The sequence below is a fragment of the Fontibacter flavus genome, from assembly GCF_042432905.1.
GTDB lineage: Bacteria > Bacteroidota > Bacteroidia > Cytophagales > Cyclobacteriaceae > Fontibacter > Fontibacter flavus.
Genome location: NZ_JBHLWI010000001.1, coordinates 127,986 through 152,564 on the forward strand (window position 1 = coordinate 127,986; position 24,579 = coordinate 152,564).

Annotated in this window: 19 protein-coding genes; 9 read left to right on the forward strand and 10 right to left on the reverse strand. The window is 40.3% G+C overall.

Features of this window, described 5'->3' with window-relative positions; translation table 11 throughout:
- Positions 1-397: 397 nt before the first annotated feature.
- From ACFFIP_RS00585 to argH, 8 genes are read left to right on the forward strand one after another with little or no spacing between them, the layout of a single operon-like run.
- Positions 398-1,075: a GNAT family N-acetyltransferase gene (locus ACFFIP_RS00585; RefSeq protein WP_382385611.1), complete on the forward strand. Its 678-nt coding sequence runs from the start codon at positions 398-400 to the stop codon at positions 1,073-1,075.
- Between the two features lie 37 nt (positions 1,076-1,112).
- Positions 1,113-2,309, forward strand: coding sequence for an argininosuccinate synthase (locus ACFFIP_RS00590; RefSeq protein ID WP_382385612.1), 1,197 nt, complete (start codon positions 1,113-1,115; stop codon positions 2,307-2,309).
- Complete coding sequence (gene argC / locus ACFFIP_RS00595; protein ID WP_382385613.1) at positions 2,296-3,264, forward strand: N-acetyl-gamma-glutamyl-phosphate reductase; 969 nt, start codon at positions 2,296-2,298, stop codon at positions 3,262-3,264. The genes ACFFIP_RS00590 and argC overlap by 14 nt, the downstream gene beginning before the upstream one ends.
- Positions 3,265-3,274: 10 nt before the next feature.
- Complete coding sequence (locus ACFFIP_RS00600) at positions 3,275-4,405, forward strand: aspartate aminotransferase family protein (protein WP_382385614.1); 1,131 nt, start codon at positions 3,275-3,277, stop codon at positions 4,403-4,405.
- 32 nt (positions 4,406-4,437) lie between these two features.
- Positions 4,438-5,382, forward strand: a complete 945-nt coding sequence (locus tag ACFFIP_RS00605) for a Rossmann-fold NAD(P)-binding domain-containing protein (protein ID WP_382385615.1) — start codon at positions 4,438-4,440, stop codon at positions 5,380-5,382.
- A gap of 38 nt (positions 5,383-5,420) precedes the next feature.
- Positions 5,421-6,221, forward strand: a complete 801-nt coding sequence (gene argB / locus ACFFIP_RS00610) for an acetylglutamate kinase (protein WP_382385616.1) — start codon at positions 5,421-5,423, stop codon at positions 6,219-6,221.
- 7 nt (positions 6,222-6,228) lie between these two features.
- Complete coding sequence (locus ACFFIP_RS00615) at positions 6,229-7,311, forward strand: M20 family metallo-hydrolase (RefSeq protein ID WP_382385617.1); 1,083 nt, start codon at positions 6,229-6,231, stop codon at positions 7,309-7,311.
- Positions 7,312-7,321: 10 nt separating this feature from the next.
- Positions 7,322-8,659 carry an argininosuccinate lyase gene (gene argH / locus ACFFIP_RS00620; protein WP_382385618.1) on the forward strand — a complete coding sequence of 446 codons (1,338 nt, stop codon included), beginning with the start codon at positions 7,322-7,324 and terminating at the stop codon, positions 8,657-8,659.
- Position 8,660: 1 nt separating this feature from the next.
- Here argH and ACFFIP_RS00625 read toward each other — a convergent pair whose 3' ends face one another.
- From ACFFIP_RS00625 to ACFFIP_RS00645, 5 genes are all read right to left on the reverse strand, one after another.
- On the reverse strand, positions 8,661-9,182 hold the full coding sequence (locus tag ACFFIP_RS00625; RefSeq protein ID WP_382385619.1) for a hypothetical protein: 522 nt from the start codon (positions 9,180-9,182) through the stop codon (positions 8,661-8,663).
- 13 nt (positions 9,183-9,195) lie between these two features.
- Positions 9,196-10,491: a hypothetical protein gene (locus tag ACFFIP_RS00630; RefSeq protein WP_382385620.1), complete on the reverse strand. Its 1,296-nt coding sequence runs from the start codon at positions 10,489-10,491 to the stop codon at positions 9,196-9,198.
- A 12-nt stretch (positions 10,492-10,503) separates the two neighbouring features.
- On the reverse strand, positions 10,504-11,079 hold the full coding sequence (locus ACFFIP_RS00635) for a YceI family protein (protein WP_382385621.1): 576 nt from the start codon (positions 11,077-11,079) through the stop codon (positions 10,504-10,506).
- Between the two features lie 191 nt (positions 11,080-11,270).
- Positions 11,271-12,947 (reverse strand): DUF6909 family protein, encoded by a 1,677-nt coding sequence (locus ACFFIP_RS00640; protein WP_382385622.1) that lies wholly within the window; start codon positions 12,945-12,947, stop codon positions 11,271-11,273.
- Between the two features lie 102 nt (positions 12,948-13,049).
- The gene (locus tag ACFFIP_RS00645; protein WP_382385623.1) at positions 13,050-13,568 is read right to left on the reverse strand and encodes a DinB family protein; all 519 of its coding nucleotides are present in this window, start codon (positions 13,566-13,568) and stop codon (positions 13,050-13,052) included.
- A 68-nt stretch (positions 13,569-13,636) separates the two neighbouring features.
- Between ACFFIP_RS00645 and ACFFIP_RS00650 the strand changes: the two genes are divergently transcribed.
- The gene (locus ACFFIP_RS00650; RefSeq protein WP_382385624.1) at positions 13,637-14,986 is read left to right on the forward strand and encodes a M28 family metallopeptidase; all 1,350 of its coding nucleotides are present in this window, start codon (positions 13,637-13,639) and stop codon (positions 14,984-14,986) included.
- Between the two features lie 329 nt (positions 14,987-15,315).
- On the opposite strand, the gene ACFFIP_RS00655 is transcribed toward ACFFIP_RS00650, so the two are convergent.
- From ACFFIP_RS00655 to ACFFIP_RS00675, 5 genes are all read right to left on the reverse strand, one after another.
- Positions 15,316-17,025 (reverse strand): sodium:solute symporter family protein, encoded by a 1,710-nt coding sequence (locus ACFFIP_RS00655; protein ID WP_382385625.1) that lies wholly within the window; start codon positions 17,023-17,025, stop codon positions 15,316-15,318.
- An 87-nt stretch (positions 17,026-17,112) separates the two neighbouring features.
- A complete protein-coding gene (locus ACFFIP_RS00660; protein ID WP_382385626.1) occupies positions 17,113-19,575 on the reverse strand; it encodes a PIG-L family deacetylase in 2,463 nt (820 codons plus the stop codon).
- Positions 19,576-19,712: 137 nt separating this feature from the next.
- The gene (locus tag ACFFIP_RS00665; protein ID WP_382385627.1) at positions 19,713-20,924 is read right to left on the reverse strand and encodes a tetratricopeptide repeat protein; all 1,212 of its coding nucleotides are present in this window, start codon (positions 20,922-20,924) and stop codon (positions 19,713-19,715) included.
- Between the two features lie 43 nt (positions 20,925-20,967).
- Entirely contained in the window at positions 20,968-23,454 is a 2,487-nt protein-coding gene (gyrA, locus tag ACFFIP_RS00670; RefSeq protein ID WP_382385628.1) for a DNA gyrase subunit A, read from the reverse strand.
- Between the two features lie 91 nt (positions 23,455-23,545).
- Positions 23,546-24,526, reverse strand: coding sequence for a hypothetical protein (locus tag ACFFIP_RS00675; protein WP_382385629.1), 981 nt, complete (start codon positions 24,524-24,526; stop codon positions 23,546-23,548).
- Between the last annotated feature and the right edge of the window lie 53 nt (positions 24,527-24,579).

Sequence of the window (24,579 nt, forward strand, 5' to 3'; positions counted from 1 at the left end):
AATCTTATCCCTAAGAGTCAAATTACATTTCGGAATTTGCCATAAAAACACCTCGTTATTGTCATTATGAAAATTTAACAAAAGGCATTATTAATTATTCGCACTAACCCTTGCATTTTATTTCAAACCTTTTAACCTTTGCGTACGTTTTCAAAACAAATGCAAAAACTAAACAATATAGCGACGCCAATTTCAAGTGCACCCATGTACACTTCGGCTTTGTCTATGTTATTTTTGGCTCCTTTGAGGAGGTTTAGAAACAGCTTCAGGGCAATGTCCCTGTAATATCCTTTGGTGTCCTACGTGGATGACCTACAATAGCATATTCTTCCCTTTCATTTATTAACCTAGATGCTCTATGAGCAATCAAATATTCATTTATTTCCTTTAGGACAAAATGGAAAACTACTCCTTCATTATTCAACCAGCTACTGAAAAGCATTTGCATTATGCAGAGACCATTACCAATGAAATGGAACAATCTGCAAAAGCCAGAGGTACAGGTATCGCAAAGCGCTCGCCAGAATACATCAAAACCAAGATGCAGGAAGGGAAAGCAGTTATCGCTTTGACCTCAGATGGCGTTTGGGCAGGATTTTGCTATATTGAAGCCTGGGGGCACGGAAAGTTTGTGGCCAATTCCGGACTAATTGTAAATCCGGAATTCAGAAAATATGGTCTAGCAAGAAAAATCAAAAATGAAATTTTCAAACTGAGCCAACAAAAATATCCGGAGGCCAAAATATTTGGTTTGACCACTGGGGCAGCCGTGATGAAAATCAATTCAGAGTTGGGTTATATTCCAGTTTCCTATTCGGACCTTACCGATGATGAAGAATTTTGGAAAGGATGTAACAGCTGTGTGAATGTTGAAATCCTGAAAGCTAAGAACAGGCAAAACTGTCTATGCACGGCTATGTTATATGACCCATCCAAAAAAGCTAAGACTGAAGAGGTCGCTTTGAGAAAAGATTTCAAAAAGAACCTCAAACTTTTTGAAAGATGGACAAGATTGAAGAAATCAATTCTGCTGAACATTAAGAAAACCAAGAACAAAACCTTAAGCATATTTTAAATCCGAAAGCTTCAAGGCTTTCCAAAAACGATAAAAGATGAAAAAAGTAGTATTAGCGTACAGTGGAGGATTGGACACAACATTCTGTGCACTTCACCTTTCCAAAGACCTCGGGTACGAAGTACATGCCGTGCTGATCAACACAGGCGGCTTTTCTACAGGCGAATTAAAGGATATTGAAGCACGGGCCAATGGCTTGGGAATAGCTTCTTTTACAATTCTGGATGTCACCAAAACCTATTATCAAGAAGTAATCAAATTCTTGGTCTTTGGCAATGTGCTCAAAAACCAAACCTATCCCCTTTCTGTAAGTGCTGAAAGAATTTTACAGGCCAAAACACTGGCAGATTACGTCAAAAAAATCGGGGCAAAATCCGTAGCTCACGGAAGTACAGGAGCTGGAAATGATCAGGTACGCTTTGACATGATTTTCCAGACCATCATACCAGATATAGAGATCATTACTCCTATTCGGGACCTGAAATTGAGCAGGGAAGAAGAAATAGCCTACCTCAAAAAGCATGGCGTTTCCATGAACTTCGAAAAGGCTGCTTATTCTATCAACAAGGGCATCTGGGGTACCTCTGTAGGGGGAAAAGAAACCTTAACCTCCAATCAGACGCTTCCGGAAGCAGCATGGCCTACTCAGGTAAGCAAAAGCGAATCAGAAGAATTAAATCTCGAATTTGAAAAAGGGGAAATCACAGCAGTAAACGGCACCCATTACGATAATCCTATAGAAGCAATCCTGAAAATCCAGGAATTGGCAGGTCCATTCGGAATTGGAAGAGATGTCCATGTGGGTGACACCATCATCGGAATTAAAGGACGAGTAGGCTTTGAAGCTGCAGCCCCATTGATCATCATAAAAAGCCATCAGTTGCTTGAAAAACATATTTTGACCAAATGGCAGACTTTCTGGAAAAACCAAATAGCTGAGTTCTACGGTAACCACTTGCATGAAGGTCACTATCTGGACCCTGTAATGAGAAATTTGGAAGCATTTCTCGAAAGCACCCAGAAGTTTGTGAGCGGCAAAGTAAAAGTCATGTTACACCCATACCGCTTCCAATTAGTGGGTATCGAATCAAAACATGACCTGATGGCTTCCAAATTCGGAAGCTATGGAGAAATGAACAAAGGTTATACTGCGGAAGATGTTAAGGGTTTTACGAGAATTTTAGGCAACCAAACTGCCATATTCCATCAAGTCAACTACCATGAAGAAAATTAAAACAGCCATCATTGGCGCTGCAGGCTATACAGGCGGAGAACTACTCCGACTTTTGATACACCATCCTGCATGCGAATTGATGTATATCCACAGCAATAGCCAAAAAGGCAAAAAGGTAACAGATGTACACCCAGACCTTATCGGGGAAACCGAGCTTGTCTTTACTGATGAAGTGGTCACAGATGGTATTGAAGCTATTTTCTTGGGGCTCCCGCATGGTCAGACGAAAGGATTTCTGGAAAAGAATCCTTTCCCGGAACAAACAATCATCATCGACCTGAGTACAGATTTCAGAGATGAGAGCAATGGTTTCTTGTATGGTCTTCCAGAGATCAATAAACAAAAGCTGCTTACTGCCAAAAAAATCGCCAATCCCGGCTGTTTCGCTACAGGTATCCAATTGGCTTTGGCGCCTTCCGTGGCAAGGGGATGGGTAAATAATACTATCCACATCTCTGGCATCACAGGAAGTACAGGGGCTGGAAAATCGTTGAGTGACACTACCCATTTCAGTTATAGATCCAATAATATGTCGGTCTATAAACTGTTTACGCATCAGCACCTCAAAGAAATCAAACAGACTTTCAGTCAAATCAAAAATACTTTTGATCAGGAAATCTTATTTGTCCCGTATAGAGGGAACTTTACCAGAGGTATATGGATTACGGCCTACTTTCCTTTTACAGGTGAATTGACAGAGGCTATGGAGGCATATCAATCCTTTTATCAAGATGCTCCTTTCACTCATATATCGGACTTGGACATTGACCTCAAGCAGGCAATCAACACCAACAAATGCATCATCCACCTGAAAAAGGAAAAAGATCAATTGGTCATTTATGCCGCAATTGACAACCTTCTAAAAGGAGCCTCGGGACAAGCTGTTCAGAATTTCAACCTGGCTTTCGGATTGGATGAAAAATCTGGTCTAAATCTAAAAAGCATCGCATTTTAACCCGATAATCATGAAATTATTTGATGTTTATCCTCTGATCAATGTTACACCAGTAAAGGCACTTGGTGCAACTTTATGGGATGATCAGGGCAATGAATACCTTGACCTTTATGGAGGCCATGCCGTTATCTCTGTAGGTCATAGCCATCCACACTTCAACAATAGGCTAAAAGACCAATTAGATCAGATGACTTTTTACTCTAATTCTGTCCAGATACCGATACAAAAGCAACTTGCGGATAAACTTGGCAAACTTTCGGGCTATGAAGATTACAGCCTATTCCTTTGTAATTCCGGTGCCGAAGCAAATGAAAACGCACTGAAGCTTGCTTCCTTTTGTACCGGAAAACCAGGATTCATCAGCTTTACCGGTGCATTTCACGGAAGAACTGCAGGAGCCGTTGTCTTGACAGATAATCCAAAAATTATAGCCCCATCCAATAGGCGGGAAGATGCCTACATCCTGCCATGGGGAAATATTGACGCGGTAGAAAAGCAGATGCAACAAGGAAATATAGCAGGAATCATTATTGAAGGAATCCAAGGCGTCGGAGGAATTCAAGTGCCAGATCCGGACTTCCTGCTTGCAGTAGCAGACTTATGTAAAAAACATCATGCAAAACTTATTCTGGATGAAGTGCAATCAGGTTATGGAAGAACAGGAAAGTTTTTTGCACATCAATGGGTGGATGGGCTAAAACCGGATCTAATCACCATAGCTAAAGGAATGGGCAATGGATTCCCTATTGGCGGCGTACTTATACATCCGGATATCAAGGCTTCACACGGCTTGCTTGGCACCACTTTTGGTGGTAATCATCTAGCATGTGCTGCCGGACTGGGAGTATTGGAAATCATCGAAAGAGAAAACCTGATGGCACATGCCCAACAAATGGGAGATTTCCTCATCACTGAACTGAACAAAATCCCAGGTATTAAAGAAGTCAGGGGTAAAGGATTGATGATAGGCATAGACCTTGAAAGTGAGGCAGCACCTGTTCGTTCTGAATTGGTTAATAAATACAGAATTTTCACAGGAAGTTCAGCTGGAAAACACACCATTCGTTTGCTTCCACCTTTAAATATTGAAATGAATCAACTATCTTCGTTTTTGGATAGTTTAAAGAAAATTTTGAACTGACCTTCGATGAGGTCAAACCATTTCATCATATCATGAAGTATTTTACCCAATTTGAATCTAAAAAATTAGCTGATCAGTTGATAGAAAAAGCGCTTTCCTATAAAACCAACCCTCTTGTAGACCACAAAAAGGGAATTGGCAAAAGAATCGGCTGTATTTTTCTCAACCCCTCCCTTAGAACCAGAGCCAGCACGCAAATTGCTGCTTTGAATTTAGGAATGGAACCCATTGTCATGAATATGGACAAAGAAGGATGGGCTTTGGAAATGAAAGAAGGTGCCGTGATGAACAAAGGCACGGTGGAGCATATCAAAGATGCCGCAGCAGTTCTGGGTTCTTATTTTGACATCTTGGCCATCAGGGCATTCCCAAGTCTGACAAACAAGCAGGAGGATATTGAAGACTTTACCTTCAATCAATTCATCAAATATTCAGGTGTACCGGTAATTTCCTTAGAAAGTGCCATCAGACACCCTTTACAAAGTTTGGCCGACATGGTTACCATCCATGAGCACACAAGAGAAATCAAAAAGCCAAAAGTTGTGCTCACCTGGGCTCCTCATATCAAGGCTATTCCTCATGCTGTCGCCAATTCCTTTGCTGAATGGACTTTAGGATGTGAACATGATCTGACCATTACCCACCCAGTAGGGTATGAATTGGACCCTATGTTTACCAAAGGTGCCCATATCGAACTGGACCAGAAAAAGGCCTTGGAAGATGCTGATTTTGTCTATGTGAAAAACTGGTCAGCATTTAACGACTACGGGAAAATTGTCACCACTGATAGTTCTTGGATGCTAACTGAGAAGCATTTTAAACATGCCAAAAACGCAAAAGTAATGCACTGCCTTCCGGTAAGAAGGAATGTGGAACTATCTGATGAAATTCTGGACGGCAAAAGAAGCCTAGTTCAGGAGCAAGCCAACAACAGGATTTATGCAGCCCAATCTGTCATCAGCCATATATTGGGTTAAGCAAACAACACTACTCAAACCACTAAACTACCTCAACTATGCATGTAAGTATCATTAAAATTGGTGGCAATGTCATCGATTTTCCTGAAAAACTCGAAGAATTCTTATACCTGTTTTCAAGATTTCCCGGCAAAAAAATATTGGTCCATGGAGGCGGGGTTATGGCCTCGAAGTTTGGAGAAAGCTTGGGAGTGATGCCACAAATGGTTGATGGAAGAAGGATTACTGATAAAGATACTTTGGATATAGTTACCATGGTATATGCAGGATTGATCAATAAACAAATTGTGGCCAAACTGCAAGCTTTGAAGCAAAATGCACTGGGAATGACGGGAGCGGATGGTAACCTTATCCGCGCTGTCAAAAGACCTGTCAAAACAATTGATTACGGATTTGTGGGCGATATTCAAGAAGTCAATACCGATCTGATACAGACTTTGTTGGAAAATCAAATTGTCCCGGTGGTTTCAGCCATTACCCATGATAAAAACGGACAGTTGCTCAACACCAATGCTGACAGCATTGCGTCAGAATTGGCTACATCCTTGTCAAAAAAATTTAAAGTAGACCTCTATTATTGTTTCAACAAGCCTGGAGTACTGATAGATGAAAAAAATGACCACTCCATCGTTCCTTTGATCAATGAAGAAATTTACGCAGAATTGAAAAAAGAAAATGTCATTCACTCCGGCATGATTCCAAAATTAGACAATGCTTTCGCCGCGCTACATAAAGGCGTACACCATGTATGGATAGGAAAGGCGGAAAATCTCCTTTTGGCTGCTAAAGGTAAACTTTCAGGAACAACCATTCAAAGACACCGGTACGACCTGTATTGACAAATAAATGGAAGTTAAGGATCAAAATTTATTTGAAGAAGCGTTAAATCTGCTTAAACAGCTCATTGCAACCCCATCTTTCAGTAAGGAAGAGGATAAAACGGCAGACATCATCCAGTCATTTCTGGAATCCAAAGGTATTACTACTCTAAGAAAAGGAAACAACATTGTATCTTGGTCAAACCAAGAAAAAAACTCCAAGCCTTATGTCCTGCTGAATTCCCATCATGACACCGTAAAGCCGAATGCCGGTTACACAAAAGATCCTTTTCAACCGATCGTTGAAAACGGCAAACTATATGGCTTGGGCAGCAATGATGCGGGCGGATGCCTGGTCAGTTTAATTGCCACTTTTTGCTATTTTCAGGACAAGGAACTTCCCTTTAACATTATCCTAGCAGCAACTGCTGAAGAAGAAATCTCAGGAAAAAATGGTATTGAAAGCGTACTATCTGATCTACCTAAAATCGAATTGGCAATAATTGGTGAACCCACTTTAATGCAAATGGCCATTGCGGAAAAAGGTCTTTTGGTCATTGATGCTACTGTACGGGGAAAAGCAGGTCATGCAGCCAGAGAAGAAGGAGAAAATGCTTTGTACAAAGCCTTAGACGATCTTGTAACCATCAGGGACTTTGAATTCAAAAAAGTATCCCCTTATTTGGGTAAAACCAAAGTAACAGCTACTGTTATTCAAGCAGGAAATCAGCACAATGTCATACCGGATCTTTGCACTTATACCCTTGACGTACGGGTTACAGACAGCTATACCCTAGAAGAGGCTCTTCAAGAGCTAAAACATGCCTTAAAAGCAGATTTACAACCTAGATCATTAAGATTAAACTCTTCAAAAACTCCCAATGACCATCCTATTCATAAGGTTGCTGAATATTTACAACTTAAAAAATATGGAAGCCCTACACTCTCAGATCAGGCATTAATCCCCTACCCTTCTGTGAAAATTGGTCCCGGAGATTCTGCAAGATCCCATACGGCAGATGAATATATTTTTGTGGATGAAATCAATAAAGGAATAGAAGGATATATTAACATTTTGAATAGCTATGCAGAAAGCTTTTCCTCCAAATAAAATTTGAATCATGAAACTCTGGCAGAAAAACACAGGATCTAAAAAAGAAGTGGAAAATTTTACCATCGGTAGAGATCCTGAATTTGATATCGTTTTAGCTCCCTTCGATGTACTGGGATCCATGGCACATGCCATAATGCTTGAAAAGATCGACCTTTTAACAGCTGATGAATTAAAAACATTACTAAAAGGCCTTAAAGAAATTTACCATGAAATAGCACAGGGGCAATTTAACATTGACCCGGGAGTGGAAGATGTACATTCCCAAGTAGAGTTTTTACTGACTCAGCGATATGGAGAGGTGGGCAAAAAGCTTCATAGTGGTAGGTCAAGAAATGATCAGGTTTTGGTTGATTTGAAATTATTTTATCGTGATGCCATAAAAGAATTGGCCGAGGCATCAATGGAATTATTTGAGCTTTTGATCCAGCTTTCCAACAAACACCAGGCGGATCTAATGCCGGGATATACGCATACGCAACTTGCCATGCCTTCCTCTTTTGGACTTTGGTTTGGCTCATTTGCAGAAGGACTAGCTGAAGATATGGAATTGCTACTCACTGCCTATAAACTTTCTAATAAAAACCCTCTTGGTTCGGCAGCAGGCTATGGTTCTTCCTTTCCATTGAACCGCACCCTGACAACTCAACTCCTTGGATTTGAAGATTTGCACCACAACGTCATCAATGCGCAGAATAGCAGGGGAAAAACTGAAAAAACAATTGCATTTGCGCTCTCAGGAATTGCAGGAACTCTGAATAAGTTGGCTGCAGATGTCTGTATTTTCATGAACCAGCATTTTGGGTTCATTGGATTTCCAGATGACCTGACTACCGGAAGCAGCATCATGCCCCACAAAAAAAATCCAGACGTTTTTGAACTGATCAGAGCCAAAACCAATCAAATTCAGGGCATCCCCAATACTGTAACTATACTGCTGACCAATACGACTACCGGATATCATCGAGACCTACAATTATTAAAAGAGGCCATCTTCCCCGGAATAGAGACACTTTTGGATTGCTTGAGAATGACAACCTACATGCTGAAAGAAATCAAAGTAAAAAGCAACATATTACAAGACCCTTTCTATAAGCATTTATTCAGCGTAGAAGTTGTCAATCAGTTGGTTATCGAAGGAATGCCATTCAGAGATGCCTATAAAAAAGTCGGAATGGACATCGAATCAGGTAATTTCACCCCAGATCAAAACAATGTTTCACACACCCACGAGGGAAGCATTGGAAATCTATGTAATGAAAACATAAATGATAAAATGAATAAGGTTTTAGGACAATTCAGTTTTATCAAAACTGATGAGCAAATCAAAAAATTACTGGAAAGCTGATCTAAAATCCCAATTTAAACTCTAAGTGAAGCTCTTCCTCCACTTTTACCAGGCCTCCAAGTTTCTTGGGGGCCTCCAATTCCAGTTCTTCAAAGCTTAATACCAAGTTGGCGGCAACCCCTTCAGGAATTCTTTTTAAAATCAGGTCGTTGTAATACAATCTTTTACCTACTATGTCAACAGTCATATCACAGGAATAGTGTCCATAGCTGGATTTGAGGTCCTTAACCCATACTTTGGCTGTTGGATACCGGTCGGCTTTAATGGTTTTTCTGAAATCTTTATTCAATAAGAAATTCCCGCAGGAAAAATCCTGAACGGGAATTTCAAAAATCAAATCTTTTACTTTTTTGGTGTAATCAATGTAAAGCGTATCCTTCAAGCCATTTCTAGAATAATCACAGTTGAATCCTCCTATGGAAGTCTGACCACTGACGGTGATCATTTTTCTGGTTACTATGACTTCCCTTTCTTCTTTATAAGGACTCAATAAGATCAGTATAAGAGCTAAAAGGATACGCATTTAAGTTTTAAGTTTAGAAGCCAATCACGCCTTCAATCATTAGGCCGTTAAATTTACCACCATTTCTGATATCATTGGCAGCGAAGTTGTTATAGTTTTGGCTAACATATTCCAATTTTGCCAAGACATTTTTGGTAACAAACCAGCCACCGCCTACTTGGATTCTTTCCATGTTGACATCAAGTCCTGAACCGAACAAGGTACCGTCAACTTTATTGTATCTACCAGCTACGTAGAACTTCTCATTGGTACCAAATCTGTAAACTAAGTCAGTTCCGATTTGGGTCCAAGTTCTGTCTTCGGCTTCACCTCTTGCAGCTCCAGTGGATTGCTCAAAGTTACCAAAGAATTCCAAACCTTTGTATTTGATGAATGGGTTGATCACCCACGCAGTGATATTATTGGTTTGGTTAGGGTTGAATCTACCAGAGGTAAATTGTGCCGCTGTAGTAGCCAAAGTGTTTTCCATTACCAAGTAGTATCTTGAGCCGGCACGGTCACCACCCCAAAGCGTATTTCTAGCAGAACTTGAAGTAGTGTAGATAGAACCGGTCAATCTCAATCTCAGGTCTTCAGCTACATAGTTGTCATAACCAAATTTACCGATAAAGTTTGGCTTTCTGTTAGCTGGATTAGTTACACCACCTTGAATCTCACCACCTGTTACTGCAGCCATGGCTAACCATCCATTATTCTGGAAGAAGATTTCACCACCAACTTCAGTTGTAAAGGCATCCATGATGTAGTTACCTACAAATGGGTTATACATCGCGTTACCATTATCTGATCTTCTAAAGTGTGCATCACCATAGTTGATTTCCATGTGACCAACTCTTACAGTCAGGTATTTGTCAAACCAGTCAGTGTTACCAAGATTCAAGAAGCCCAATTTATCAACTTGAATGAAACCACCTTTCACCCATGTTTCAGGATGGTGTCTTGAAGACAGATAGGTCACCAAGTTCAATCGAAGACCATCAGCCAAAGCAACGTCAATATTCAAGTTGGCTGTTGCCAGGTTAGTACCCGCGCCAATATCGATCAATTGGTTAAGGTTTACGTTGTTTGCATTTACATTTGGCGTAGCTGTATTTGAGTGACTCAAGTTTTGCCACTGTTGGGTGAAATGGCCACCAATTCTTACTTTCATACCATCGTATGCAACTGTATCTTCTTTACCAGTTTCGAAGACGTTGATACCTCTTTGGTCATATGATCTCCAGAATTGCATATCTCTCTGAAGACCCTGTGCTAAACCGGACACAATGAATCCGATTACTGCAATCGCGGCAATAATGTACTTTTTCATACTCGTGGAAAATTAATTTGTAGGTTGAAATGTTGTTTTGAAAGAAATTGTAATTTCGTCTTTTGTTTTTACTGTACCCATCAAAGCTGTTGGTGGGTCTACAGAGAAGTAGGTGAGTTTGGTGGCAAAACTTCCATCAAAAGTCAGCTTATTGCCATTTTGTACTAATTTTACAGGGAAAGATGCCGGTTTTGTTACCCCAGCGATGGTGAAATCCCCTTTAGCTTGGTAATTGTTACCTGAACCTGTGATTTCTTTTAAGGTGAATTTGATCTCTTTGTGTTTTGTAGTCTGCAATGCCTTATAAGCATTGTTGTCCAAACCTTTGGTACCGCTTTTCAATGTTTCAGCTACCAAGGTTACCGTTAAGCTTTTAATCCCTTTGAACTGGCTACCCTCCATTTCAAACATGCCTTCTCCCTTTGCAGTATTGGAAGTCATATGCCAATCATGAAGCGTTGAACCTCCTTCAACTTTTAACTCCGGTGATGGAGCCAGGCTATATTTTGTTTGAGCGAAAAGTGACACATTCAATGACATCAGGACAATTATCATTATCGCCGACATCCATATCATTCTTTTTTTCATTTTAGTTGAGGTTGTTTGTTGAAACAAATTTGGATAACTATTTACCGAAATAACATGATGAAAATCATATTTGAGCATGATTAAAGACACAACTAAAAAACATGCTTAAAAAGAAAATAAAAAAATAAATCTTCACCTGATTTTAGATGAAGATTTTATTAAACGGTATTAAAACAAAATATTATTACTTTTCAACCTTTTGAAAATAACTTCTGCAAAATTTTGTAAGTAATCAAATAGGTCGGTTTTACGCCTTCCATGCCTAAAGCACCCGATGCGAGGGTACTTCCTGTCTCTAATGGGTTATCTGATGCATAGTAGGCATATAGAACTTTGACATTTTTCCGGATGCTTTGACGGATGATACTTTCAGATTGAATGGCTTTTTGATAGTGAGCGCCCTCCATTTCCAATCCTATAGCTTTCCAGGAAGATTCCATTAAATAACTCAATACGTCTTTATTCTGAAGAGAGGTACCTAGCACCGTAAACATGGTCCCCTGACATACTCCAAGACCATAGCCTTCAAAATCTTTTTTACTCAGCTCATTCTTGAAAGGATAATTATCCGCTGTACCCTCAAATACGTGACTATCCGGAATCATGATATCTCCTTTTTTCCCAGTCAGGATACCGGCTTTCCCCATAATGGAGGCAGATAAGACATTCAAAGGATAACTTTTCCCATCTTCTGTCTCATATGGCTTCAAAAGTTCATCAAAACACTCATAGGCCTGCTCACCAAAAGCATAATCCATTATCAAGATGACAGGACGCTTTTTCGGATCCTCTGGAAGTGGACATCCATGCAAGATTGTATCCTTACTCATCGCAAGCGTGTCAATCAGCTGAACATGAATATTGGTTCCAGATTCATCATCTACTTGAATAAACCCATTTTTCTGTGCGTAGCTCAGGATCTCCTTACCCTTGTGGTTTTTGCTTCCTACACTGATTTCCATTGCTACTTGCTCAACCTCCTCAAAAGATTTAAGCCCTAAAGCCTGATGACCGTAGACAGTATTCAAAAAACTATGCAGATTGGCAGATACAATATGAATCGGCCTTTCAATCAGCCCTTTTTCAAAAAGTACACTTTTAATCTTATTTGCCCATAGTTCCCCATAAACGTGATGACCAACTCTTTGTCTCAATGTCGATGAAAAAGAAATCTCCCTGTCCTTCCCTTCAAACACCTCTCCCATAGCCAATTTACCCAAGTGATATACTATCCTGAACAAACTATTGGTATGCGGAGAAGATTCAAACTTCTTAACAGCTTCATGGGTCTCGTCAAAAGTTCGACCAATGACATGACTCAGATACGAACAAGCTACTTCTTGGTCAAACTCCTCACCCTTTTCTTCTTTTTCAATAATTTTCCCAAGCATCTCCCAATTAAGATCTATCCTGCCTTTGGCATCTGTACTGTTGGATTTGATTTTTTCAGACTCTATGTAGAGAAAAGTCAAATGTGTCAAAATATCATAAATATCTGACCTACCCCTTGTCATTTCTACATACATCTGATCATCATCTACCCTGTAGCAGTTACGCTTCCTCTTAGCAGGTACTATTGCCTGGAAAGTTGAATTCTCATATCCTTCCCTACTGATCAATCGAATATATCGGCATTCCTCTATTCCTCTTGGAAGCCTTTCCATTACATATAATAAGCCATCCAGTTCAATTTTTTCGTCCTGGGCCAATAAACCGTAAATCTCAGGACTTAACACCAAAAGGGAATCCACCAAAGACTCACCGGAAACTCCCATGGGCTTGTATGAACCTCTCATAAAAAGGTGCCTCATGGTAATATAAAGTTTCTCAATGGCTGCTCTGGATTCCTGTGCTCTTGTTCTTTTCATAGATAATAAAATTATTTTGTATTAGATAAATTCTACAAAATTAACAAAAATCAGGCAATTTGGAGATTAAATTTTTATTAACAAGAACCAAATCACTGACAATCAGACATATCTTTCACTCAAAATATTCATGTGATGAATAGTATGCCCTGCAATAATATTGAATAACGCGCGTACAGTTACCGGAACATTGTTGGCCACACCAAAATTAACATAGGTAGATTCAGGAATATTCCTCAGCATAGAAACCAAAGCATATCTCGTCATTTCAAACTCTTCCAGTAATCTGACTAATGGAACTTCATTAAACAAAGCCTTCTGAACATAAGCATCCTGATCAAAACCAGGAAGAGATGCCTGTTCTCCCCTCGCAATACTGAGTGCTCTGTAAGCCATCACCCTATCTGTATCTGTGATATGCCCTAAAACTTCCTTGGCTGACCATTTTCCTTCTGCATAAGCCAACTTACTTTTTTCCTCTCCCATTTTTTCAAAAAAAATTCTCACTTCTTCAATTTGAGAAAGCAGTATCTTGGGAAGGTCTTTTCCTTTTACCCAATTGATATAGGTTTCATAATAAGGATTATATTCACCTTCCTGCGGTATTAATAATTCGTTCATGTAATTTGAGTTTATTTTCGGTTTAACACATTGTAAATTTAAGCCATTCAAAATGATACCTATTGATTATGAAAAGAATTTTAGTGCTCATCACCTATTTTATCACCCATTTAAGTATTGCCCAAACCCAGATTGTTCATAGAGATGCAGAAATTGCCGGAATGGTACAGGAGATTTCCGCTACCAATTTGGAAAAGTATGTCCGTGAACTGGCAGCTTTCAGAACCAGACATACCCTAAGCAAAGATGATCCAAATGAAGGTATTCTGGCCTCACAGAATTATGCATTGACACATTTCAAATCCTTCGAAGCAAATGCCAATGGAAGGTTAAGTTCAGAAATTGACTTTTTTACAGTCGAAGCAGATGGAAGAAGAATTCCTTCTGACAGTAAAATCGGAAATGTGATGGCTACCCTAAAGGGTACCGACCCAAATGATAATAGGGTTTTTATCATTTCAGCTCATATTGACAGTAGAGCGCTTGATGTCATGAATACAGAAATAGACGCTCCTGGTGCCAATGATGATGGTTCTGGTGTGGCAGCAGTCATTGAACTTGCCAGAATCATGTCCAAAAAACAATTTAAAGCCACTATCATATTTGTCATTGTATCCGGAGAAGAGCAAGGACTTAAAGGCGCCGCTTATTTAGCTGAAAAAGCCCTAAATGAAAACTGGAACTTGGTGGCTATGCTCAACAATGACATGATCGGCAACAGCAATTCCTCCGAAACCAATATCAATGACAATACCCGTGTCAGGATTTTTTCAGAAGGTGTACCATCAGCTGAAACAGAAAGAATGGCAGCAATCAGAAGATATACCAACGGTGAAAACGACAGTAAATCCAGACAACTAGCCCGATACATGAAAGAACTGGGAGAAAGATATGTGGACCAACTTGAAGTTAAACTGGTGTATAGGAATGACCGCTTCTTAAGAGGTGGTGACCACACGCCATTTGCCCAAAGGGGATTTACGGCAATCAGAGTCTGTGAAATGAACGAGAATTACTATCACCAACATGAAAATGTCCGTGTAGAGAACGGCATTCAATATGGCGATCTTCCGGAATTTGTTGACTTTGAATATATGAGAAAGGTTACAGGTATCAACCTGGCCTCTTTGGCTTCCCTGGCAAACGCGCCTTCAGAACCTACCAATGTAGGCATTGATGTGAGAAGGTTGAGCAATACCTCCACCCTGAGATGGGAAGCACCGGAAAAAGGAAAAGCAAAAGGTTACTATGTTCTGATGAGAGAAACTGATGCCTCTATGTGGCAAAAGAAATTTTATACCGAAGACACTACCTTGAGCATCCCCTACTCCAAAGACAATTACTTCTTTGCTGTACAGGCAGTGGGAGAAGGAGGTCATGAGAGTCTGGCTGTATTTCCTCAGCCGATTACCAGATAAAAATACTCTGACCTAAAGTTGCTTCAAAACCCAAAGCCACGGATTTGAATCCGTGGCTTTTTCGTCCGGTGCTTCTCGAAATTTTAGAGGCGGTCCCTATGGGACCGATGCACAATATCCGGCCTTATCTACCGATAGGTTGTGCCGATGGCACAATGTGCTCCTTTAAACCCATTAGTGAATACTTAATAGTCTATAATTTTTCACTAGGGAGAAACTATGTGTTCTCCTATGTTTCTATTGTGGTAAAATCCATGAATCCCTAAATTTCTACCAAAAGATTGTGCTGCTGGGACTACATATCCCAGCAACAATCCCATAGGTATTACCTATTTCCAATCTCTCTTTACTAACTGTATCAAAGCAGCAAATAGCATTACTGCCAAACAACCAATTGCATTGTACCACAAAAAACCAATATTGATATCTATACCGAATAGACTTTCTCCGTTTTTATAATGAATCAATAATATGAGGGCTTCAGCCAAAAACGCGGCTATAAACACCGCATTCCCCCTCACCCATTTCATATAAAAACCAACCACAAAAATCCCCAATATCGTCCCATAAAAAAGAGACCCCAATAGATTCACTGCCTGAATCAGGTTTTCAAACAAAGTAGCATAAGTCGCAAATAAGATGGCAAAAATGCCCCAAATTGCAGTAAACAGCTTGGAGGAAACCAAATAATGGTACTGACTTCCGTGCTTGGCAATGGATCGTCTGTAAACATCTATGGTAGTGGTCGATCCTAAGGCATTTAATTCGGAAGCCGTAGAAGACATGGCGGCACTGAAGATCACCGCAAATAAGAGACCTATGACGCCCGTAGGGAGGTAATCCATCACAAAACGCATAAAAACATAATCTGTATCCCTGGTTTCGGCATCAGGATTATTTTTAACAATCAATTCTTTGACTTCAGTCCTCACCTTTTCCTGATGGGCCATTTGTTCCTGAATTTTGGCCTTTGCCTCAAGAACTCCTGTTTCATCATTTCGCTCTACCGCACCCAGCATGGTTTGGATCTGCTTGTTCTTTTCCTTAAAAGCCTGAGAAAATTCATCCTGAAGGAGAAAATAATCCTCTCTATATGCTGAATTCTCCAATTGCTCAGTCTGAACCTTATTGAAAACTACTGGAGGTTGGAAGAATTGATAAAACACAAATACCATCACACCTATGAATAGGATGATGAACTGCATTGGTACCTTCAACAATCCATTCATCATCAGCCCCATCCTGCTCTGTGTCAGAGAACTACCTGAAAGATAGCGTTGAACCTGAGATTGATCTGTGCCAAAATAAGACATAAACAAAAATACGGCTGCAGTCATACCGGACCAGAAATTATACCGATCAGCCAAATCCAGCTCAAAATTGACAATATTGAGCTTTTCCATTTTACCCGCCACATGCAGGGCATCGGTAAACTTCACCGGAAGCATATAAATAACCAATATCCCTGCGAGTATCATCCCCCCCATCATAATGGCCATTTGCTGTTTTTGGGTTATAGAAACCGCTCTAGTACCTCCCGAAACAGTATAAATGATCACCAATACTCCAATAAATACGTTCGTAAAGGTCAGATTCCAACCCAACAAAGTAGATAAAATGATCGCCGGCGCATAAATCGTAATACCCGCTGCCAAGCCTCTCTGTATCACAAACAGAAATGCTGCCAAGGTTCTCGTTTTCAGATCAAACCTGTTTTCCAAAAACTCATAAGCCGTATAAACTTTGAGCTTGTAGAAAATAGGAAGAAAGGTCACCGAAAGGATAATCATTGCCAAGGGCAGACCAAAATAGAACTGGATAAACCGCATCCCATCCTCATAAGCCTGACCTGGCGTACTCAGGAAAGTGATCGCTGAAGCTTGGGTTGCCATAATCGACAGACCAATAGTCCACCAGTTCATATTCCCCGTGCCACGGATATAGCTGTCCATATCCTTGATGCCATATGTCTTGTACACCCCATAGCCTACTATGGCCATTAGGGTTCCAAATAGTACTAACCAATCAATAGAACTCATGAATAATTGGTTTTAAGCCAATAAAACAATAAAACCAAAATGCCCAAAACCAGCATCAGTGCGATGTACCAATTATTCCACTTGATATTATCTTTCACCACCTTGTTCTATTAGATTGACAAATATTTTGATGGCCCCAGGTACTCCTGCCGGCAATTGTCTGAACCAGGAAATTCCTGAATAGGTATAAGTCCCCTTTCCATATCGGGTAAACAAGAGAGAGCCTTGATTAGCCTCTTCTCCCGGATCCTGAAGCGTCAATGGACTGGTATATTGTTGATCCCAATTGCTGGTAAAATAAAGCCCTCTTTCCTGTACCCAGCCTTCAAAATCATGCTGACTTACTTGATTTGGTTGACTGAAGACAGAATGTGAATAATCTGCTTCAACAGGGGATCCCTCGACAGTGACCCTTTCCCTGGAAATGCTAAAGGGATATGGTCCCAATTCCCTGGTCAACAAAGGTGAGGACGTATTGTACTGAACGATCACATTCCCTCCTTCTTTCACATATTCCATTAATTCATCTACATTGTCGGCAAGACTTTGATTAACATTGAATGCTCTAATTCCTACTATCACGGTGGCAAAATCCTTCAATCTGCTTTTTCTGATATCCGCATCATCCAAGATAGATATCTGATAGCCCAAACTTCTCAGTACTTCGGGCACATCATCTCCTGCACCCGGAATATACCCCACACTCTGACCTGAAATCTTGATATCCATTTTGACCAAATTTAAGCTTGTATTGGTAAAATAGGTCAAATTTGGAATATGCTTATAAATGATCCTTTTGGTATCCTGACTAAACCTCCTGCCGTCTTTGGTGACGAAGGTTACCAAGACCTCTTTCTTTTCTTGATCTGAATCCAAAAACTTGACGAAATATTCTATCCTTTTTCTACGCTCATCATAGAAAGTATCAATCACTTCATATTGAGAAGACTGAAGACCTGACACCTGTATTTCTCCTTCCAACATTTGGTCCCTAAAGGCAACCTCAACCTTTAGAAGGTCATCTGCCCCACGGATAAGGAATAAATTCTTCTTGTCCAAACTCACATTCACCTCCGGTACAAGCGTAAATGGCTGATTGATCTCTCCATCAACTTGATCGTTGTACTTATATTTCAAAGGCAAATCCATTCGAATTTCCTGACCATCCAAATTCAAAAGAAGATTCCCTGATATCGTAGCTCCATTGATCGGAGGACCTATTTTATTGGGATCATTGATACCGAAAATACTATTGTCCAATGGATTTTGTAGCCAGAAAGGTTGAGAAACCGGATAGTCTTTTGGGATCTGAATTACCAGTGACTGTGTAACAGGTACATTGTTTTTGGCCTCAGCATTGATTTGCTGTGTAAAAATACCTGAACCAAAAGATCTGACGGATATTGGAAATTCACTTGGGTTGTTGAAAACCAACTCAGTATTGATTTTCTCTCCTGGATAACCTATTTCTTTTCGGATGACAAACTCACCTTTGATACCTAATGCATCTATAATCAACCTATCGATATGAGCTTTCTTTTCTTTCAACCATTTTTCATCCAGATTTTGGCTATCCAATTCTTTTTTGATGTCCAATAAATTTTGAATGTTCTTTTCTGGTTGTAAAAAATTAAATTCCTTCAATGCCTTTTCAATAGAAGCAATGATCACTTTCCCATTAGAAAGAAGTTCCCATCTATTGCCTATTCCTTCAAAAGGATTATTGGTAAAGGATTCTCCTTTGACCATTTCAATAAAATCATTTCCCTGTCCAATCTGTGAGGTGGAACCAAAACCCTGTGATTTATGCATGGTTCGGCTATCTGCAGCAATTTGGGAATAAGTCGTTCCCAAAAGTGGATTAAACTCACCCACCATAAACCTGTGGTAAAGTTTGTTTTCCTGAGGTTCATACTGCCCTCCCCAGTTATAGGCATTCCAAAAAATCCTTTTTGCCTGCCAAGGCTTGGTTGCAGTTAATTGCTCCGGAAACACTTTTGGATCTGCTGCTTTGGTAAAAGCCTCCACACTCAGCATAGCTGAAGAGGTATGATGGCCGTGGGTAGTTCCTGGTATGGTATTAAACCTGTTGATGATGATGTCCGGCTGGTAATTTCTCACAATCCAAACCACATCAGAGAGTAATTTTTCTCTATCCCAGTTGTTAAAAGTTTCATCAGGATTCTTGCTGAATCCAAAATCCAGTGCACGGCTGAAAAACTGCCTTCCGCCATCGGTCTCCCTTGCCCTTAGCAGCTCATGTGTACGGATCAAACCCAACTCAATCCCCAATTCCTTTCCGATAAGGTTCTGCCCTCCATCACCTCTTGTAAGGGATAGATAAGCTACTTCCGCATGTTCGGCATTGGCCAGGTAGGCAATCAGCCGGGTATTTTCATCATCAGGATGGGCTGCTACATAAAGGATTCTTTTGGTTTCCTGAAACCTCAACAAATCATGATAAATAATAGAAGAGGGATTACCCTGTGCAAATAAATTAATGGAAAATAAACAGCATAAGCTGATAAGCAACCATTTTGGGTTTTTCATAATTGATCAATTTGGCTTAAAAACTAATAGAAGCTACAAATAAAAGAAACAGTTTTTTTACTAAAGGGTTTGGCTTCGTGTAAACAAACAAAAAAAGCTATCCATAACGGATAGCTTTTTTGTTTGTTTAACTGCTTTTATCTGTCCATCCAATCAGGACCTAAAAGAGCAATCAGTTTTTGATTGTATTTCTCTGCCTCTGCAGTGTTCTTCAATCTAGTATGAATCTGGAATAAGATTTCCAAAATCTCTGTATTATCAGGCTTCAGTTCAGATGCTTTTGCAAAATATGGAACAGCATCTCTGTAAAGTCCATCCGCTTGCGCACCCATTTCTGGAGCTCTTTTTTCCCATTCTTCATCAGATAGGTTGTTTACTTCAGCCAAAATAGCTCTAGCCCTATCAAGATAAATTGCACCAGTGTAATAATTTCCTTCAAAGAAGTTAGGATCAGCTTCTACAGCCTTTTTGTACTGAGCCAAAGCACCTTCCATATCACCGGATTGCTCCAACAAATAACCATATCTCAACAACAAACCAGAGTTGCTAGGATCATCCTTCAATGCTTCTTTCACTGATGCCATTGCTTCGTCCATTTTATTCATTTGAAGCAATAACTGTACTTCAAACTCAGACAAGGTTTTGTCTTCAGGATATTCTTTTCTGGCCATACTTACATATTTGTAAGCTTGCTCAGGATCCTGCTCTTCAGAGCTCGCTATCTGCACCAAGAAATAATAAGTGTTCAACTTATCATAGTCATCAATAGTGATCAGTTTGTCGAAATGCTTTTTAGCCTCTGCTGCTTTTCCAAGCTCTTGGTAAGCAAGGTACCCGGCGTTGAAATGTGCTGTAGTATCCATAGGATCTATTTCAGATACCAAGTTGAAGAACTCGTATGACATCGCATAATCATCTTCTTCGTAGGTTTGAATAGCCTTGTTGAAAGCTGCGTTTTTCAAAGACATCAAGGAGAATGGTCTAAGGTTATCAGGCATTCCCGGAAGATCTTCTTTATACACTTCTTTACCGATTTTACTATCCTTGTCTCCACCTGCCATTTTCATGGTTTGCTGAAAACTTTCTAAAGCGGCATGACCTGTACTTACTGTAGTTGCAGCAAAGTCTTCATCAGCTTCAAACATTTTTGTCTGAATTTTAGCCTTTAGCAATGCAGTATTTGGATCATCTTTGGTTTCAGGATCTTGTAAAGCGCCGTTGATTTCTTCGAGAGCAAGCTCCAAGTCACCCTTCTTGAAATTTTTATCGGCTGATTTTACCACCTTTTTCTGGGCAAAAGCAAAAGTCGCTACACCGACCAATGCTAATGATAAGAACAACTTTTTCATTTGTTTTCTATTTTGCTTATTGTTTGGTTCTGTTTAAGTTCTATTAATTTTCGGAAGTCTCCTGAATTTCAGTTTGCTCCTCATCGTCCTTTTCGATTTTTTCAACTGACGATATGGCATCACCTTCACTCAACTTGATCAACCTCACACCTTGGGTGGCTCGGCCCATAACCCTCAGATCAGAAACTGGAGTTCGGATAGTGATACCTGATTTGTTGATGATCATCAGGTCATCTGTATCCACCACTTCTTTGATGGCGACCAGATTACCGGTTTTCTCAGTCACATTCATGGCCTTCACACCCTTGCCACCTCTATTGGTAATTCTGTATTCATCCAATGGCGATCTTTTACCGTATCCATTCTCTGAAACTACCAGCAGACTTGCATCTTCTCTAGAAGCACATACCATGCCAATTACACTGTCGTTAACATCACTTAACGTTATGGCTTTTACTCCAGTGGCAGTCCTGCCCATTGGCCTTACGGTAGACTCGTGGAAATGAATAGCACGACCGGATTTTGCAGCAATGATGATATGGGAATCTCCATTGGTCATATCCACTCGAAGAAGCTGATCATCTTCCCTGATATTCAGTGCGATAATACCATTGGTCCTAGGTCTCGAATATGACTCCAAGGCTGTCTTTTTGATGATGCCCTGCTTGGTTACCATAACCAAATAGTTATTGTTGATATAATCCTCATCATTAAGATCACCAACCTGTATAATGGATCTGATTTTATCATCAGATTCAATATTGATCAGGTTTTGAATAGGTCTTCCTTTCGAAACCTTGGATCCTTCAGGAATCGCATAAGTTTTCAACCAGAATAATTTTCCATGATCAGTGAATATCAAGAGATAATTATGGGTAGAAGCAGTAAATAGGTACTCGGTCCAGTCATCATCCTTCGTAGAGGCCCCTCTAGAACCAACTCCTCCCCTTCCCTGAGTCCTATACTCCGCAAGTAATGTCCTTTTGATGTAACCTTGATGGGATACCGTAATGATCACTTCCTCGTTAGGAATCATATCCTCATAGCTGAAGTCCTCAGCATTATGCTCGATGACTGTACGACGTGAATCATTGTAGCGATCCTTCATCTCAGTAAGTTCATCCTTGATGATCTGCATCCTTCTTTCCTCACTACCCAAGATGTCTTTCAGATCTTCAATTAATGCCATGATCTCTTTATATTCTTCCTGAATCTTCTCACGCTCCATGCCGGTAAGGCGTTGCAGTCGCATATCCAAGATGGCTCTTGCCTGAATTTCACTAAGGCTGAATTTCTCCATCAAACCATTTCTGGCTGTTTCAGGGTCTCTCGAACTTCTGATCAAAGCGATCACTTCATCCAAATGATCCAATGCAATTAGATATCCTTCTAATATATGTGCTCTTTTCTCCGCTTCCCTCAGCTCATATTCCGTTCTTCTGACCACTACTTCGTGCCTATGGCTGACATAGTGCACAATCATATCTTTCAGGTTAAGGGTCTGTGGTCTGCCTTTTACCAGTGCCACATTATTGACAGAGAATGAGGTCTGAAGTTGCGTTTGCTTATAGAGATTGTTCAATACCACGTTGGATATGGCATCTCTTTTCAATTCATACACAATCCTCATACCCTGACGGTCAGATTCATCTCTGATCGCAGAAATACCATCTATCTTCTTCTCAGTGATCAACTGAGCGGTTTTCTCAATCATATTGGCCTTATTGACCAAATACGGTATCTCGGTGATGATAATGGATTCCTTCCCATTATCCTTGGTTTCGATGTCTGCCTTTCCCCTGATGATGATCCTGCCTCTTCCAGTCTCAAAAGCAGCTTTTACACCATTGTAACCATAGATAATTCCACCGGTAGGAAAATCAGGAGCGATAATGTGTTCCATCAATTCTGAAATGGTGATGTCTCTATTATCGATATAAGCAATGATACCGTCCACCACTTCTCCCAAATTATGGGGAGCCATATTGGTAGCCATACCTACCGCAATTCCAGAAGCACCGTTCAACAACAGCGCAGGTATTTTGGCCGGTAACACTACCGGTTCCTTTAAGGAGTCATCAAAGTTAAACTGAAAGTCAACAGTTTCTTTGTTGATATCAATCAACAATTCCTCCGCAATCCTTTTCAGCCTTGCTTCAGTATAACGCATCGCGGCGGCGTTGTCACCATCCACAGACCCAAAGTTACCCTGACCATCCACCAATGGATATCTCAGGGACCAAGGCTGCGCCATACGCACCATGGTCTCATATACTGCCGAATCACCATGTGGGTGGTATTTACCCAATACCTCACCGACAATTCTTGCTGACTTCTTAAAAGGTTTGTTATGTAAAACGCCGAGTTCCTGCATTCCGAAAAGAATTCTTCTATGCACCGGCTTAAGTCCGTCGCGGACATCTGGAAGAGCTCTGGAAACAATTACCGACATCGAATAATCGATGTAGGCACCACGCATTTCATCCTCAATGTTAATTGGTATAATGTTCTCGTTTTCTCCTTGCGCCATATTATTATTTACACTCAATAAGCGGGCAAGTTAGTAAAAAGATCACGCTTTTAAAACAGATTATTTGGTCTTTAGGGCCTTAATTTGGTGACTATTTGTACCACTGCCCCACCTTTCTGTTCTGTAAATTGAAGATCGAACTGCCCCTATACTCCACCCCGTCATGTAAGTGCTTCATTACCACACCACAACCTGGAACTTTACATCTTTTTGTCCCAGGTAAATTGATAGAAAAACCAACTTGCGCTACGTATAAGGTTTGCTTTAAATTTTGGATTTCACTGAGGTTTTCTGCTTGAAACACAAAATCCCTCAGTTCAACACCGGTTTTAATGAATAACCTGGAATATTCGGAAAACTCCTTTTCTATCCTCAGACCTGCTCCATAATAGGTTTTGCCATCTGTAAGTAACCTTTCATGAACATTCTGTCTTAAAAATAGGCTGCCGAATTCCCCTTCTAATACAAATCGCCATGGGTAAACCTGTCTGATACGCTGATTTTTCTCCCCCTGCATATACAGGTTGTTGGATGAAAATTTTCTGTATCTCCAGTTCAGAAACTTCGCCCGCTTACTGGCATCATACAAAACCAGGCCTACTGTACCGTAAAGCTTGTCAAAAGTATAACGGTTTCGCTGCCATAAAACTTCAAAATCATCCCCTTTGATATTGCCCATAGACCCAAACTCCCTTCCGTACCCTGCACCCAAGGTCAATGTATTGAACAAATTCAACCTCACGCCTAGATTGATGGGAAATGCCACATCCCCACCTGTAAAACGGATAGTATCCTCAGCGGTCAATTCCCTCGGGTTATCCAATCTATATTGTGCTATGGGGTATTGTCCCGGAGTCTCTGAATTGAAATCCATTACCTGGGTATGATAGGCCCCTCCTCCTGAAAATTCAAAACTGAAATTGGAAATTATATTTCTGGTAAAATTCCCAATATCACTGTCAGACTTCCTGGCCTTATCCCTGGCCCTGGTATCAATCCCAAAAATATCATCTTGAGCAAAGGTGCTTCCACTAAAGACTAGGATCAAAACTGCGACAAAATATTTCCTCATAGCATACATAACGAATTCGAAAATATAAATTATACATCATAAAACACAAAAAG